At 70.0% G+C, this 15,680-nt stretch carries 14 protein-coding genes; 2 read left to right on the forward strand and 12 right to left on the reverse strand.

Annotation, left to right across the window (positions count from 1 at the left end; all coding sequences use genetic code 11):
- Positions 1 to 88 precede the first annotated feature (88 nt).
- Entirely contained in the window at positions 89 to 1,507 is a 1,419-nt protein-coding gene (locus O7621_RS22100) for an RICIN domain-containing protein (RefSeq protein ID WP_282234685.1), read from the forward strand.
- A gap of 20 nt (positions 1,508 to 1,527) precedes the next feature.
- Positions 1,528 to 2,313, forward strand: a complete 786-nt coding sequence (locus O7621_RS22105) for a fused MFS/spermidine synthase (protein ID WP_282231026.1) — start codon at positions 1,528 to 1,530, stop codon at positions 2,311 to 2,313.
- Positions 2,314 to 2,383: 70 nt separating this feature from the next.
- Here the strand turns inward: O7621_RS22105 and O7621_RS22110 are convergent, their stop codons facing one another.
- The 12 genes from O7621_RS22110 to O7621_RS22165 form a co-directional block, all read right to left on the reverse strand.
- Positions 2,384 to 3,601, reverse strand: coding sequence for a cellulose binding domain-containing protein (locus O7621_RS22110; RefSeq protein ID WP_282231027.1), 1,218 nt, complete (start codon positions 3,599 to 3,601; stop codon positions 2,384 to 2,386).
- Between the two features lie 105 nt (positions 3,602 to 3,706).
- Positions 3,707 to 4,642, reverse strand: coding sequence for a PaaX family transcriptional regulator C-terminal domain-containing protein (locus O7621_RS22115; protein WP_282231028.1), 936 nt, complete (start codon positions 4,640 to 4,642; stop codon positions 3,707 to 3,709).
- A gap of 36 nt (positions 4,643 to 4,678) precedes the next feature.
- The gene (locus O7621_RS22120; RefSeq protein ID WP_282231029.1) at positions 4,679 to 5,014 is read right to left on the reverse strand and encodes a VOC family protein; all 336 of its coding nucleotides are present in this window, start codon (positions 5,012 to 5,014) and stop codon (positions 4,679 to 4,681) included.
- Positions 5,011 to 5,994 carry an LLM class flavin-dependent oxidoreductase gene (locus O7621_RS22125; RefSeq protein WP_282231030.1) on the reverse strand — a complete coding sequence of 328 codons (984 nt, stop codon included), beginning with the start codon at positions 5,992 to 5,994 and terminating at the stop codon, positions 5,011 to 5,013. Before O7621_RS22125 ends, O7621_RS22120 begins: the two co-directional genes overlap by 4 nt.
- An 8-nt stretch (positions 5,995 to 6,002) precedes the next feature.
- Positions 6,003 to 6,974, reverse strand: coding sequence for an enoyl-CoA hydratase/isomerase family protein (locus tag O7621_RS22130; RefSeq protein ID WP_282231031.1), 972 nt, complete (start codon positions 6,972 to 6,974; stop codon positions 6,003 to 6,005).
- 15 nt (positions 6,975 to 6,989) lie between these two features.
- Positions 6,990 to 7,982, reverse strand: a complete 993-nt coding sequence (locus O7621_RS22135) for an LLM class flavin-dependent oxidoreductase (RefSeq protein WP_282231032.1) — start codon at positions 7,980 to 7,982, stop codon at positions 6,990 to 6,992.
- Entirely contained in the window at positions 7,979 to 9,598 is a 1,620-nt protein-coding gene (locus tag O7621_RS22140; RefSeq protein WP_282231033.1) for an AMP-binding protein, read from the reverse strand. The genes O7621_RS22135 and O7621_RS22140 overlap by 4 nt, the downstream gene beginning before the upstream one ends.
- Positions 9,595 to 10,626, reverse strand: a complete 1,032-nt coding sequence (locus tag O7621_RS22145) for an LLM class flavin-dependent oxidoreductase (protein ID WP_282231034.1) — start codon at positions 10,624 to 10,626, stop codon at positions 9,595 to 9,597. Before O7621_RS22145 ends, O7621_RS22140 begins: the two co-directional genes overlap by 4 nt.
- Entirely contained in the window at positions 10,623 to 11,750 is a 1,128-nt protein-coding gene (locus O7621_RS22150) for an LLM class flavin-dependent oxidoreductase (protein ID WP_282231035.1), read from the reverse strand. The genes O7621_RS22145 and O7621_RS22150 overlap by 4 nt, the downstream gene beginning before the upstream one ends.
- 80 nt (positions 11,751 to 11,830) lie before the next feature.
- Complete coding sequence (locus tag O7621_RS22155) at positions 11,831 to 12,892, reverse strand: acyl-CoA dehydrogenase family protein (protein ID WP_282231036.1); 1,062 nt, start codon at positions 12,890 to 12,892, stop codon at positions 11,831 to 11,833.
- Between the two features lie 13 nt (positions 12,893 to 12,905).
- A complete protein-coding gene (locus O7621_RS22160; RefSeq protein WP_282231037.1) occupies positions 12,906 to 14,057 on the reverse strand; it encodes an acyl-CoA dehydrogenase family protein in 1,152 nt (383 codons plus the stop codon).
- Between the two features lie 39 nt (positions 14,058 to 14,096).
- Positions 14,097 to 15,647, reverse strand: coding sequence for an AMP-binding protein (locus O7621_RS22165; RefSeq protein ID WP_282231038.1), 1,551 nt, complete (start codon positions 15,645 to 15,647; stop codon positions 14,097 to 14,099).
- Positions 15,648 to 15,680: the final 33 nt, after the last annotated feature.

Genomic DNA, 15,680 nt, shown 5'->3' on the forward strand with positions numbered 1-15,680 from the left:
CCAGGGAGGCCAGATCTTGTCAGAGTCATCGTCCAGAACCCGGTCGTCGCGTCGATTGTCGATCACCGTGGTGGCCGCGGTGACGGCGATGGTCGGCACCGCAGTCGTCGCGTCGTCGCCAGCCACCGCCGCCACCAGCCAGTTCCGCGGCATGAACTGGGCCGTGCTGGGTGACAACTTCAGCACCGGTCCGCTCGTCGTGCACGGACTCAACCCATCCGACAGCAACGCGACGGTGCGGGCCAAGGCCAACGCCGTCTACGACGACATGGCTGCCGCCATGGGCGTCAACACCGTCCGGCTGCCGATCAACACCCACACGGTCGGGACGGCGTGGTGGGAAGCCTACCGAGGGGCCATCGACGCCGCCGCCGAACGCGGGTTCAAGGTCATCCTCGCCTACTGGGAGGACGGTGCCGCCTCCGGCGGCCGGATCACGAACCTCGCCGCGTGGAACACGATGTGGTCGACGGTCACCAACACCTACGGGTCGAACCCCAACATCTACTTCGAGCCGATGAACGAGCCGCACGGCTACAGCTCGGCGCAGTGGCGCGACGTCGCGGCCAACTGGCTCAGCTACCACTACTCGGCGGTGCCCGGTCGGGTGCTGATCGGCGGCACCGGATACAGCCAGGACCTGCGGGACATCTGCAACGACAGCCGCTTCAACTCGACGCTGTTCTCCTTCCACCACTACGCCTTCTTCTACGGTGAGATGTCCTACGACGCCTTCCGCAGCCACATTCAGACCCGCCTCGGCAACTGTGCCTCCCGGGCGGTCGCCACCGAGTTCGGCGCGCCCATGAACGACGGTCGCAACTACGCCGACCCGAACAGCACCGACAACTTCGTCCGCCACATCCGCGCCATGGCTCAGGTCATGCGCGACAACCAGATGGGCGGCACCTACTGGCCGGCCCTCGGCGGCAAGGCCGGCAACATCGGGTACGACTGGTACTCGATGTTCGCGCTCAGCGGCAGCGGCACCAGCCTGAACCTGACCGTCCGCAACCCGTCCGGCGCCGACCGGATCCGCTACGGCTGGGGCGACGCCGTCAGCGACGACCCCTCGACGCCGCCGACGGGGACGTTCTACCGGGTCACTGCGCGGCACAGCGGCAAGGCCATGGACGTCCAGCAGCCGAACACCGACAACGGTGCCCGGGTCGGCCAGTACGCGTACAACGGCAACGCGTGGCAGCAGTGGCAGTTCCAGGACGCCGGCAGCGGCTACTGGCGCCTGATCAGCCGGCACAGCGGAAAGTGCCTCGACGTGGTGAGCGCGTCGACCGCCGACGGGGCCGAGCTCATCCAGTACACCTGCGGCACCGGCGCCAACCAGCAGTTCCAGATGGTCACCAACGGCAGCTACTTCCAGCTGCGGGCGCGGCACAGCGGGAAATGTGTGGACGTGCCGGCTGCGTCGACCGCCGACGGCGTCGTCCTCACACAGTGGTCGTGCCACACCGGCACCAACCAGCAGTGGTCGCGTACGCCCGTCTGAGGATCGCTAGTCTGCTGGTCATGCAGGCACCCGGCGCCCGGCTAGACCTGGCCGTCGACGCGGCCAGGTCGACCGGGCGCATGCTGCTCGCCGACGGGGTCGAGCAGTCGTACGTGGATGTCGCCGATCCCGCGTACCTGCGCTTCGAGTACGTGCGCCGGATGGCCGCCGGGGCCGATCTCGCCGCGCCGGCCGGTGCTCCGCTGGACGTGCTGCACCTCGGCGGCGGCGCGCTGACGCTGCCCCGCTACGTCGCCGCCACCCGGCCCGGCTCGGCGCAGACCGTCGTCGAGCGGGATCCCGAAGTGGTCGCGCTGGTGGCGCGGGAGCTGCCGCCCCGGCCGGCCGGCGTCGAGGTCGTGGTCGCCGACGCGCGGGAGGCGGTCACCGCCGCGCCCGCCGACGCGTACGATCTGGTGCTCGCCGACATCTACCAGGCGGCCCGGATGCCGCCGCATGTCGCCACCGTCGGGTTCGCCGCCGAGGTCGCCCGGGTACTGCGACCTGACGGCATCTACCTGGTCAACGTCACCGACCTGCCACCGCTGGCCGGCACCCGGATGCAGGTGGCCACCCTGCGGGCGGTCTTCGCCGACGTCTGTGCCGTCGCCGACCGGCGGATGCTGCGCGGCCGACGGTACGGCAACGTGGTACTCGCTGCGGCACCGGCGCCGGACCGCCTGCCGGTGGCGCGCCTGGTGGTACGGGCGCTGCGCGACCCGGTACCCGGCGGTGTGCTGCACGGACCGGCGCTGGACAGGTTCGTCGCCGGAGCCCGGCCCCGCGCCGACGAACCGCAACGGTGAACTCCGGCTCGGTGGGCCGGCACCTGAGTGCCGGCCCGCCGAGCCGGTTGATCCGGCCACGGTGGTGGAGTCAGGCTCCGGCGCAGCTGACGGTGGCGCCGCTGCCGTTTCCACTGCCCTGGAATCCGAAACTGGTACTCTGGCCGGCGGCCAGCCGGCCGTTGTAGCTCTGGTTGGTGACGGTAACGGTGCCGCTGGCGCCACTGGCGACGCCGTTCCACATCGAACTGACCGACGCTCCGCCCGGCAGGTTGAGAGTGACCCGCCAGCCGGTGATCGGGGTGCTTGCGGCGGTCACGGTGACGGTCGCGACGAAGCCACTGTTCCACTGGTCCTGCACCGCGTAAACGGCGGTGCAGGCGGGGGTGCCGGTGGGCGGCGGCACCGTCGGCGGCCCAGTGGTGGGGGTCACGGTCGGCGGCGCAGTGGTGGGTGGCGGGTCGCCGTCGAGCGTCAGGTTCTTCTGCTGGACGCTCCACTGGCTGCGGCACAGGCCGCAGTTCGCGCCGACGAAGTTGGCGCCGGCGGTGGTGTCGCCCTTGAGCCGCCACTTGAGGTAGAGCACCGCTACCCGACCGAACTCGCCGCCGTTTGGCTGGTCGTAGGTGCCGCCGTGCCCGACGTTGAGGTTGCCCATGAAGGCGGGCAATCCGGCCGGCAGCTTGCCCCAGTCGTCGATGGCGTTCGGGTACGCGATGTCGCTGGGCCCGCCGATGAAGTAGGCGATCGGCTTGGTCAGTCTCCTGAGCTGGTAGTCGTCGGCGTCGTTCAGCAGACCGCTGCTGAAGATGCCGGTGGTGGTGACGCGCTGGTCGTTGGAGACGGCGTAGGCCTCCAGTCCGCCACAGGAGAAGCCCGCGACGGCGACCTTTGTCGTGTCGAGCTTGCCGTAGTACTTGCTGCCCGGCCGGGAGTTCTCCGCGACGGCCCAGTCGATGGACTGGGTGAGCATCTGGGAGGTGGTGGAGCCGGACCCGTTCGGGGCGCCGTTGGCGATGGCGAGGAAGCCGTGGGAGGCGATCTCGCGAAGGAAGTTGCCTTGCGAGAGGCCGTTGGCCGAGCAGCCGCCGTTGCCCCAGACGAGGATCGGAAGGCGCTCGGCCGGAAGGTTCTGGGGTCGGAAGATGGTGTGGTTGGCCAGGCTGGCCGCGGTTTCGTGGTCGGCGGGATAGGGGCCCGAGCCGCCGACCGCGGCACCGGCCGGTGTCGCGCCGAGCGCGACGGTCACGGCGGCGACCGGGACGATGACGGTCGCCAGGACGGCGGCGATCTTGGGTCTACTTCGCATTGCCCCTCCTGCGGGTGTCGCGACAGGCGCGTGGACCGCCCGGCCGCGTCCCACAGCATTCCGATGCAAGCTGTGCAGTTACTATCACCCTTGCAACGAAATGTGTCAATAGATTGCCCGGTCGGAGTCCCTCGACGCCTGGAAGTGTGTGATCCACGAGGCGGCATCCGGCCAGTACGGCGTCACGACCTCGACGAGCCGGGCCTGCGCGAGCGAACCGAGCGCCGCGTGGATGTCCAGGAAGATCTCCCTGGCCTGCTGCCGGGGCCAGGGATCCGGCAGCAGATGCGCGGGCAGATCCGGGTCGGTGTCGGGGAACCTCCGCCAGGAGTCCATGGCGGAGGTCCGGGCCACCAGGGCGCTGACCGCGTCGACCTGCCCGTTGCGCACGGAGGTGCGCAACGGCGCGAACCGCGCGATGAAGCTCGAGTACGCGGCGGCCAGCCCGGCCAGGTCGTACGCGCCGGCCGGACCGTGCGGCCCCGCCTCCTCGTCGAACCGGACATGCATGACGGACCACCGGGCGCCGGTCACCTCGCGCAGCACCTCGTCCAGTGCCCGCTTCACCGGCTCGGCGTCCGATCCCGGCCGGATCCAGACGCTGTCGTACAGGCCCACGAAACGCAACGCGCTCAACGCTCTGCGTACCGCGTGCCGCGGCGCCTGCCCGGGGCTCGGAATCGAGAAGGACACCATCAGCCACTCGCCGGACCACTGGGGCGGATCGGCGCCGAAGTTCAGGAAGTGCCGCATCCGCGAACGGTGCCGGGCGATCGCGGCGGGCGTGAGGTGGTAGACCGGTGGCCGCCCGGTCCCCCGGGTCGCGATGAGTCCCCGCTTGACCAGCCGGGACAACGCTGCACGGGCGCTGGACTCGCTGACCCCGAACTCGGCCAGGATGGCAATGACCGCCGCCGACGGCAGATCGGCGTCCGATGAGTCGAGATACTCACCGAGCAGGGTCGCCAGCAGATGCTGTGGGCTGGAGCCGACCTGTGCGCGGGGAATTCGAAGGTCGTCGGCGGGTTCCTCGGCGTTCACCCCACCAGATTGCACCCGCCGGCGCCGCCTCGCCGGTCAGGCCCGTCGTTCGTAGACGACGACCGGGACGCCGCCCGGGTCGACGACCACCGACCGCCGCTCATGCGGGCCCGGCACGGGATCCCCGACCGACGCACCGCCCGCAACCAGCTCGGCGAGGCAGCTGTCGAGGTCGTCGACTTCGACGCTGAGCAGGGTGCGGCCGGCGACGGGCTGCTGCGATCCGTCGGCCAGGCCGATGGTCACCGTCCCGTCGGTGAGCGCGACATACCGGTCACCGTCGCGGAACCGCACCGTCAGTCCGAGCCGGGTGTAGAAGTCGACCTGGGCGGCCAGGCTTCCGGCCGGAACGATCAGGTGGCCGATCCTCATCGCCGGAACCTCGGCATCACCTCGTGGGCGAACCGTTCGACAATCTCGACGGACCGCTCGATCGGCAACCCGAGCCACTGGGCACGGAAGACGAAGTGGTTGAAACCGGCGGCGGCGAAGTCGGAGATCTTCGCGGCGATGTCGTCGGGAGAGCCGAAAAAGAGCGCCTTCTCCTTGATCGCCTCCCACTGGGACTCGAAGTAGTCCATGCCGTACTGGACGTACTCGCCGTAGGACCGCCGGACCGCGTCGCCGGCGATCGCGTGCGCGGCGTCGGCGGAGTCCGCGACGCACAGGTCCCGGTGGATCGGGAACACTGCGTCCTCGTCGTCGAACCCAGCCGCCCGGCGCTGTTCCCGGTACTCGGTCAGGTTTCCGATCGCCCAGTTGCGCCGCACGTTGGACGGGGCGAGCCACGGCAGTCCCTGACGGGCGATCCGGGCGATGCCGGTCGGGCCGTTGGCACCGACCCAGATCGGCGGGTGCGGCCGTTGCCGCGGTAGTACGCTGCACCGCACCCCGTCGAGGGTGAAGTGCCGCCCCTCGTGGTGGACGGGCTCACCGGTCCACAACCGCTGCATCACCGCCAGCGCCTCGTTCATCCGCGACACCCGGGTACGCCGGTCGATGCCGAACGAGGCGAACTCGGCGTCGCGGTAGCCGGAGCCGATGCCCAGGACGAACCGACCACCGGACATCTGGTCGATGGTGGCGATCTCCTCTGCCCAGTGCACCGGATGTCCGAGGGGCAGGATGAGGATGCCGGTGCCGATCTGCATGCTGCCGGAGTGCTCGACGAGCCGGCTCAGCAGCGGCATCGGCTGGGGTGTGGCCAGCGACGACAGGTAGTGGTGGATGCCGAACACCGAGTCGTAGCCCAGGTCGCGGATGTGCTGGACGTACTCGACCGTCTCACCGATCCGCCGGTGCAGGTCGTCGCCGAGGTCGTACTGGTGATCCAGGAGAATGCCGAACTTCACGGTTGCGCCTACTTCTCACGCGACCGGGTGTCGCTGAGCCGGAAGTACGGTGCGACCAGCCGGTCCCGGTCGGCCAGCGCCTGGCCGACGCCCTTCTGCCGGCGTTCCTTGAGGAAGTTCCAGTCCCCTTCGTCGAAGCTCACGTTGGTCGCCCAGCCGTGCCCGACCCAGCCGGTCATCGCACCGAGGCCCTTGCCCCGGGCCTCCATCACCAGTTGCATCATCGACTTGCCCATCATCAGTGAGTCGAGCGGCATGACCGCGATCGCGTCGGCGTAGTCGTCGACCCACCGCTGCAGCTCGTCACGCTCGACGACCTTGGTGACCAGGCCCTTGCGTTCGCCCTCCTCGGCACCGATGGCCCGCATGGTCAGCATGACGTCCTTCATCGTGGTCAGGCCGACCTTCTCGATCCAGTGGTACATGTCCTGTGGGGCGGGACCGAGGTAACGGAACGCCGGATGGGTGAACCGGGCGTCAGTGCTGGCGATGACGATGTCGGCCGACAGCGCGATCTGGAAGTGGCCGCCGTAGCAGTACCCCTGCACCTGGCAGATGGTCGCCTTGAGCGACTCGATGATCGGGCGGGTGAAGCCGGAACTCAGCACGTTTCGGTCGGGCAGGATGCGTTGCCGCTGCGCCGGCCGCCGCCGCGCCGCCTTGTCGGTGCCGGTCCGGTAGCCGATGTAGTGGCCGAGTTCGGCGGCGTCCGCGCCGGTGCCGAAGTGTTCGCCTTCGCCCTTGAAGACAATGACCTTGACCCGGTCGTCGGTCTCGGCCTGGCGGACCAGGTCACCGACGCGTTCGAAGGCGGCCACCGGAATGGCGTTGAGCCGCTCGGGACGGTCGAAGGTGATGGTGGCGACCGACCGCTGCTCGTCGACGTCGTACCGGACGTACTTCGCCAGGACCTCGGGGTCGACCTCCATGTTCTCGACGTCCCACTGGTGTTCCAGAAGTTCGGCTTCGGTCTTCTTCACGGCGGGTTCCTTAGGTCAGCTGGTACGGAAGGCGGGGAACACCTCGGCGGCGAACAGCCGCAGCGAGGCGCGCAGTTTCCCGGTCGGCATGCGGAGCCACCCGGGGCGGAAGATGACGTGGTCGAACCCCAGCTCCCGCAGCACGGAGATCCGTTCGATGAGCAGTTCCGGCGAGCCCAGCAGCAGCGTGTTTCGGACCAGTTCGTCGAAGCGGTCCCGCTGCCAGCGCAGCGCCGGGTACTCGGCGTAGGTGGCGTACTCCCGCCGGGCGTGCGGCAGCGCCTCGGCGACGGCCTGCTCGGTGCTCGGCGCGCAGTACAGCTCGACCCCGACCGGGCGCTGCACCGTCGTCGGGTCCCGGCCGTACTCGGCCAGCGCCTCCTCGTAGACGGCCCGATGCTCGGGCAGGAACCGCCGGCTCGGTGAGTTGCCCGGCGCGTACCAGGCGTCGCCGAGACGGGCGGCCCGGCGGACCGCCTTCCGGCCGCCGGCGCCGATCCAGATCGGTGGACCGCCCGGGGTCAGCGGCGCGACGCCGATGGTCGCGTCGGTCTGCGGGTAGAACTCGCCGTCTTGGGTGACCGGTCGTCCGGTCCACAGCGCGCGGATCAGCCGGATGCTCTCGTCGAAGCGCCGGAACCGGCTCTGCGGGTCGATCCCGAAGGCGGCGAGCTCATTGTCCCGGTAGCCGGCACCGACGCCGAGGACCACCCGTCCGCCGGAGAGGTGGTCGAGGGTCGCGAACTCCTCCGCGATGTGTACGGGGTGGAACATCGGCAGCAGCAGAATGCCGGTGCCCAGCAGCATGTCGCCGGAGCGCGGAATGAGGCTGGCCAGCATGGAGATCGGTTGCGGGGTGGCCAGGTTCGACTGGAAGTGGTTGATTGTCCAGACCGAGTCGTAGCCCAGTTCAGCGGCGAGTTCGACGGTGCCGAACAGGTCGGCCAGGTGCGCGCCGAGGTCGTCGCCGTGCGGATACTGGTGCGAGGCCATGATGCCGAACTTCATCCGGACGCACCTGCCTGCGTCGCACCTGCCGGCGTCGTGGCCGGCGTGGCTCGGCTGATCTTGCCGGTGGCGCTGCGTTCCAGCGCGGCGACGAACTCGATCCGTCGGGGCGTCTTGAAGTGGGCGAGCCGGTCCCGGGCGTACGCGACGAGGCGCTGGGAGAGTTCGCCGTCGGTCACCGCGTCGTCCGGCCTGCGCACCACGAGCGCGACCGGAATCTCGCCGAGCCGGTCGTCCGGCCGCCCGAGCACGCGCACGTCGCTGACCAGCGGATGCTTGCGCAGCTCGTCCTCGATCTCCTCGGGCCAGACCTGGAAACCACCGCATTTGATCATGTCCCGTTTCCGGCCGACCAGGAACAGCACCCCGTCGTCGTCGACGTAGCCGATGTCACCGGTGTGCACCCACCCGTCCCGGACCAGCTCGCGGGAGGCGGCGTCGTCGTCGACGTAGCCCCTGGTCAGCTTGGAGCGGACCACCACCTCGCCCTGCCGGCCGCCCGGCAGTGCGGCACCGGTCTCGTCCCGGATCTCCAACTCCACCCCCGGGTAGACCCGCCCAGCGGAGCCGGGCTTCCAGCGGCCGGCCTTCATGTCCCGGCCGGTCCAGCCGGCGATGTGCCCGGCCTCGGTCGATCCGTAGTTGACCAGGATCGGCACCCGGTACCGCTCCTCGAAGGCGCGGCGTAGCGACCACGAGATGGCCTGACCGGCCACCAGGACGGACTTGACCCCGTCGAATGGCAGGTCCCGTTCGGCGTGCACGATGTCGTAGACCATGGTGGGCAGGAAGAAGAAATTGTCGAACCGGAACCAGTCCATCAGGTCGGCGAGCCGGTCGACGCCGAACCTCTCCCAGACCACCGCCGGACGCCCGACGAAGAACGCGAACAGCAGCGAGTGCTGACCGCCGCTGTGGAACAGCGGCAGGGCGATGAGGTTCGGTTTGGCCGCCGCCGTGGCGGTGCCTTCGGCGTCGGTGCCGGTGGCGACGCGGGCCAGCCGGATCAGCGAGTCACGGGTCCCGCCGTGGGTGACGCTGACCGCCTTCGGCCGGCCGGTCGTCCCGCCGGTGAACAGCACGCAGGCCTCGGCCTGCGGGTCGACGTCGACCGCCGGCAGCCGGACCGGCCGACGCCACGACAACGGTTCGATGTCCGGTTCCCCGCCACCACCGGTCGCGTCGGGCGCCAACGCGACGCGGCGGATCGGGACGCCAGCGTCGGTGCCGACCAGTTCGGCGACCACATCCGGGCTGCGCCCGTCGACGAGCAGCAGCCGGGGGCTGGTCTTGGCCATCGACTCGGCGAGTTCGGCCGCGTTGTACAGACTGCTGACGGTGACCGGGACCGCGCCGATCTTCCAGCAGCCGAAGAGGAAGAAGACGATGTCCGGGCCGTTGGTCAGGTAGCAGGCGACCCGGTCGCCGGCGCCCACGCCTTCGTCCCGCAGGGCGACCGCCACCCCACCGGCGAGCAGGTCGATTTCGTCGAACGTCCACGACCGGCCGTCCTCGCCGTACAGGCCGACGACATCGCCGCGGTCGGCGCGGCGGCGTTCCAGCACCCGGGCCAGATTGTCGGCGTCGGACGGCGTGCTCACGTGGTCGGCACTCATCGGGCGACCTCCGGCGCGGATGGCGACGAGGACGGCGACGCGGGGCGTGACCCGGCGAGTCGGGGGACGACCTCCGCGCCGAAGCGGGCGAGTTGCTCCATCGCCTCGGCCTGGCTGGCGCCGACGAACTGGTGCCGCAGCGAGACCTCGGTGATGCCGAGTTCGGTCTCCCAGCGCCGCAGCTTGTCGACGATTTCGTCCGCCGAACCGACCAGGCAGTCCTGCGCCAGGTACCGGTCGATGTCCAGGGACTGGGCATCGTCCCAGGACCGGTATCCGGCGTACTGACGCTGCAGGTGCGGTCGGACCGCCTTGACCGCGGCGGGGTAGCTGTCGCCGATGAACGCCTCCCGGCTCATCGGATACTCACGGTCGAGGGAAAAACCGCGGTCAGCGAGTTCGCCACGGTAAACGCCGAGCAGTCGGGCGAGCTCCGCGTCGGTGCCCTTGGGGCCGATGAGCCACGGCGCGTCCAGTCGAGCGGCGCGGCGGACCGCCGGCTCGGCGAACGCGCCGATCCACAGCGGAGGGCCGCCGGGCTGCACCGGCCGCAGCGCCAGCGACGCGCCGGGGACCTCGCCCCAGCTGCCGGCGATGTCGATCTTCTCGCCGTTCCACAGTGACCGCAGGATCGGGACGTACTCGCGTAGTCGGCGCAGCCGGTCGGTCCACTCCACGCCGAACGCGGCGGTCTCCCGCTTGCGGTAGCCGGCGCCGATGCCCACGGTCAACCGTCCCCGGCAGAGCACGTCGAGGGAGGCGAGGTCCTCGGCGAGCGCGACCGGGTTCAGCAGCGGTGCGAGCAGCACCCCGAAGCCGATGCGTACCCGGGTGGTCGCCCGGGCGAGGTAGCCGGCCAGCGGCACCGGTTGGACGAACGCCGACTTGGCGAGGAAGTGGTGGCCGAGGTAGACGGCGTGGAAGCCGGCCGCCTCGGCGGCGGCGGCCTGGTCCAGTACCTGGTCGATACCGTCGGAGGCGCTGGTCGACGGATCGAACTGGGCACTGAGGAAACAGCTGACCCTCATCCGATGACCGCCTGGCTGGCGGAGGTCGTCAAGACGTCATCGGCCCGGTCGTGGCCGTCGTTCCGGCCGCCCGCCTGGTCCGCCGCGCGGAAGTGCGGGATCACCTTGGTAGCGAACTCCTCCATTGACTTCAGCGCGCTCCGCCGGTCGAGCGACGGGATCCGTAGCCAACCGATGTAGTGGTTGATGCCGAGCTGCTCACGCAGCATCTCGATGGTTTCGATGACGCGCTGCGCCGAGCCGAAGTTGCCGCCGTGGGTCAGGGTCTGCTCCAGGGTCAGCAGTTCGATGTTCTTGGCGACCGCCGCGTAGTAAGACCGCTCCTGCTCGATCGCCTCCTCCGAACCCGGGATCACCTTCCCGACGGACTTGTAGTAGTTCATCGCGGCCCGGGCGGCCTCGCGCAGGCCGTCCTCGCCGTCGCCGCACCACACCTGTTGCATGAAGGGCAGTTCGTAGGTGGCGATGTCGAATCCGTTGGCCTGCATGCTCTGCCGGTAGAGGCTGAAGTTCTTCTGCATGATGCCCAACGGCGTGAAGTTCGGTGAGGTGATGATCGGCTCGCCGACCGCGCCGCGCTCCCGGAAGCTGTCCGGGGAGACCGTGCCCTGCAGGATCGGCGGACCACCGGGGGTGAACGGCCGGGGGTAGGTCGTGACGTCGTCGAAGTGGTAGATCTCGCCGTGGTAGGAGAACTTCTCCTGGGTCAGCGCCAACCGCAGCACGTCCAGGGTCTCCTGGTAGCGCTGCTTCGACTCGGCCAGAGCGATCCCGAAGCCGGCGAACTCGGCCGGCTGGTAGCCGCGGCCGACCCCGATGGTCACCCGGCCACCGCTGAGCACGTCGAGCGCGGCGATGTCCTCGGCCAGCCGCAGCGGGTGATGCAGTGGAAGCACCAGCACGGCGGTGCCGATCGTGATCCGCCTGGTCCGCTCGGCGACGGCCATGCCGAAGTTGACCGGGCTGCCGAGGATGCCGTACTTCGAGAAGTGGTGCTCGGCCAGCCAGATCGAGTCGAAGCCGAGTTCGTCGGCCAGCTGGATCTCGTCGAGAGTCTCTCGTAGCACCTGATGGTCCGATGCCCCGTCGGCCACCGGGAACAGGTTCATGATTCCGAACTTCACGACCACTCCTCGTTTATTCCGACCAGCCGGTATGTTACCGCTGCGTTACTGGCACTGCAAGGTCTGCGCAGGTCAGCGCCTTAGTCCGTAGGGTGTCCCGGACCTGCCAGGCGCGCCTCGATCCGTAGCGCGCCGGCCCGGTGCCGGTGCCACCGGCCACGGCCGAGCCGGGCGTCGAGCACCAACGCCCGACGTAGGAACAGATGCGGATCCGCTTCCATGGTGATGCCCATCCCGCCGTGCACCTGGATCCCCCGCTCAGCGGCGAAGACCGCGGCCTTGCCCGCCGCCGCCTTCGCCGCGTGCACCTGGATCCCGGCGTCCGGGCGGCGGTTGTCGACCGCCCAGGCGGCGTAGAGCGTCAGGTCCCACGCCGCCTTGCGCGCGGTGGCGGCCTCGGCCAACTGGAACGCGACCCCCTGGAACGACCCGATCACCCTGCCGAACTGCACCCGGGTACGGGCCTGCTCGGCGGCCAACTCGATCGCGCCCTGCGCGACGCCGCACAACTCGGCGGCGACCACCAGCGTCGCCCGCCACAACCCGGTGCCGACCGGGTCGACCCGCTGCGGTGTGGACAGCGACACGTCCGACAGCGGCACCGACGGGTCGAACGACCGCCGCTCGGTGACCCCGGCCCGCTCGGCGAGTGCGGCAGCGTCGGCGATCCAGACCTCGTCGGGACCGGCGACGACGAACCCGTCCGCCTGAGCGGCGTACGGCACCAGGGTCCGCACCAGCGGATCCGGCACCGACCGGTCCGGCCAACCGGCCATGGACGGCACGTCGACCGCCGGGGTGAGCACTCGCCGGCCGTCGAGAATCTCGTCGGGCAGCGGCACCGACCGTCGGTCGTCGCCGCAGAGCAGCTGTACGGCGCCCGCGTGGGCCGCGAACCGAGTCGGGACCAGCTGCTCACCGAGCACCTCGACGGCGACGAGCAGGTCGATCAGAGCCGACCCGACACCGCCGGCCGACTCCGGCACGCCGAGCAGGCCGAAGTCGCGCAGCAGCGGCCCGTCGGCGGCGCAGGGCCGCCAACCGGCTGACAGCGCGGCCCGCGCCGCGCCGGCCTGCGCCTTGGCGAGGGCCGCGACGGTCCCGCCGATCTCCTGCTGTTCCTGGGTGAATGTCGCGTGCACGCGGCCACTCCGCTCAACGTGAACGGGGCAGGTTCAGCACCCGCTCCGCGAGAATCGACTTCTGGACTTCCTCCGTGCCGCCCTCGATCGTGTGGGCGCGGGCACGCAGGTAGCGGTGCATTCGGGCGGCGGCGCCGGCACCGTCGAGAAGCACTCCGCCGGCGTCGTCGAGCTGCACCGCGAGCCGGTTCGCGTTCTGCACCACGCCGGCCCACAGACTCTTCAGCGCCGACGTCTCCGGGCCGGGGACGCCACCGGCGCGGCTCTCCGCCAGCATCCGCATCGACCCGATCCGGACCGCCTCGGCGTCGCACTGCAGCGCACCGATCGTGTCGACGACGGCGCTGTCGTCAGCCAGTCCCCGCGCTATCGCCAGATCGACGACCCGGTCCACCGCCTGTCGGGCCCACACCCACAGGTTCAGCGCCATGCTGCCGCGTTCGAAGGCGAGCGTGGTGAGCGCGACCTTCCAGCCGTTGCCGACCCCGCCGAGCACGTCGGAATCGGGGACGAACACGTCGTCGAGGAACATCTCGTTGAACTCGGTGTCCCCGTTGATCATCACCAGTGGTCGGACGGTGAACCGGTCCATCGGGGCCAGGAAGTAGGTGATGCCCCGGTGCCGGGGCTCCTCGGGGTCGGTTCGCGCCAGTAGCAGACACCGGGAGGCGTTGTGCGCGTTGGAGGTCCAGATCTTGGTGCCGTTGATCAGCCAGCCGCCGTCGACCCGGGTCGCGGCGGTACGCAGACTCGCCAGGTCGGAGCCGGAGCCGGGCTCGCTGAAGCCCTGGCACCAGTACTCCTCGCCGCGCAGGATGCCCGGCAGGTACCGGGCCTGCTGCTCGTCGCCGCCGTGCGCGATGATCGTCGGACCGGCCAGCATCATGCCGACACCGTTGAGCGGGTACGGCGCGCCCCGGACCGCCGCCTCCTCGTTGAAGATCGCCTGCGCCAACGAGTCCATTCCCCGACCGCCGTGCTCGACCGGCCAGGACAACCCGGCCCAGTTGCCGGCGCAGAGTCGTTCCTGCCAGACCCGTGACCAGTGCTCACGCTCGCTCTGGGACAGCTCCTCCTGATCGGGCACGTCGCGCAGCGCCTGGTCGAGCCAACTGCCGGCCTCGCGCCGGAACGCGAGGTCGCTGTCGCTGTCATCGAAGTCCACGCCGGGCTCCCCTGTCGTCGGACACCTCACACGTCGTGGTCACGCCGACACCTCCGGGGCACGGGTGAGCCGCGCCTTGTAGAGCTTGCCGTTGGGGTCGCGAGGCAACGCCGCGCGGACGACGTACGAATGCGGACGTTTCGGCTTGGCCAGCCGTTCGGCGAGGTAGGTGCGGATCTGCGCGAGCGCCGTCTCGGCGTCGGGCGCGCTCTCGGTCAGCACGATGTGGGCCTGCGGCACCTCGCCGAACTCTGGATCGGGTACGCCGACGACCCCGGCGTCGGCGATCCAGTCGTGGCCGAGCAACGCGGCCTCGATCTCGGCCGGGTAGACGTTGACCCCGCCGACCAGGATCAGTTCGGCCGCTCGGCCGGTGATGTAGAGGAAGCCGTCGGCGTCGACGTGGCCGACGTCCCAGACGGTCATCAGCCCGTCGCGGCGGGCGCCGTCAGTCTTGCCGGGGTCGTTGTGGTACTCGACCCGGTCGGAGCCCTGACGCATGTAGACGATGCCGGTCTGCCCGACCGGCACCTCGTTGCCGAGCTCGTCGAGGATCCGCAGCGTCGAGATGGAGGCCGGGCGACCGACCGTGCCCGGGTGGGCGAGCCACTCGTGCGGGCGGGCGATGGTGGTGCCGACCTCGGTCGAACCGTAGTACTCGTAGACTACCGGGCCGAACCAGTCGAGGATGCGCTGCTTGACCTCGCGCGGGCACGGCGCGGCACCGTGCAGGACGTAGCGCAGCGAGGAGATGTCGTAGCTGTCGCGGACGCCCTGGGGCAGTTGCAGCAGCCGGTAGAAGTGGGTCGGCACCATGCTGGTCCCGGTGACCCGCCGGTCGTGGACCCGACGCAGGAAACCCTCCGGCGTCCAGCCGTCCATCAGCACCATCGTGCCGCCGGCGTGCAGGGCGCCCATCGCGGGGGTGATGTTCGCCGAGTGGTACAGCGGGGCCGAGACGAGCCAGGACCCGAACGCGGGACGTTCCATCCCGAACTCCTGGAACAACCACCGGTAGGTCGACGCACCGGTGTCGGCGTCGACTCCGGCCAGGGGCCGTTTCACCCCCTTCGGGCGGCCGGTGGTGCCCGAGGTGTACATCATCAGCGACCCGGCCGGGGTCTGCTCCGGGCTGACCGTCGACATACCGTCGGTGAGCTGTGACAACGGACGAACGCGATCGGTAGTGGGGACTCCGTCGACATACATCTGGATCCCGGGCACGCCGACGGCGGCCGCTGCTGCGACGACCGACTCCACCCGCCCGGAACAGACGACCACCTTGGCGCCGCTGTCGGCGAGGATGTAGGCGATCTCCGGCTCGGTCAGGTGGTAGTTGAGCGTCACCAGGTAGAGCCCTGACTGCATCGCGGCCAGGTAGAGCGCGATCATGCCGGCACTGTTGGTCATCACCGCCGCGACCGTGTCACCGGCACGCAGGCCCGCGCGGGTGCGCAGGCCGTGCGAGATCCGGTTCACCTCGGCGTACAGCTCGCCGTAGGAGATCTGCCGATCGTCGGCAGTCACGATCGCGCACAGGTCCGGCTCGGCGGCTGCCCAGAGCCGGAAGCCGGTCCGCTCGTCGCTCATCGGACTCCTTGAGTTAAATTCCGACCATCCGGT

The organism is Solwaraspora sp. WMMD937, assembly GCF_029581175.1.
Taxonomy (GTDB): Bacteria; Actinomycetota; Actinomycetes; order Mycobacteriales; family Micromonosporaceae; genus Micromonospora_E.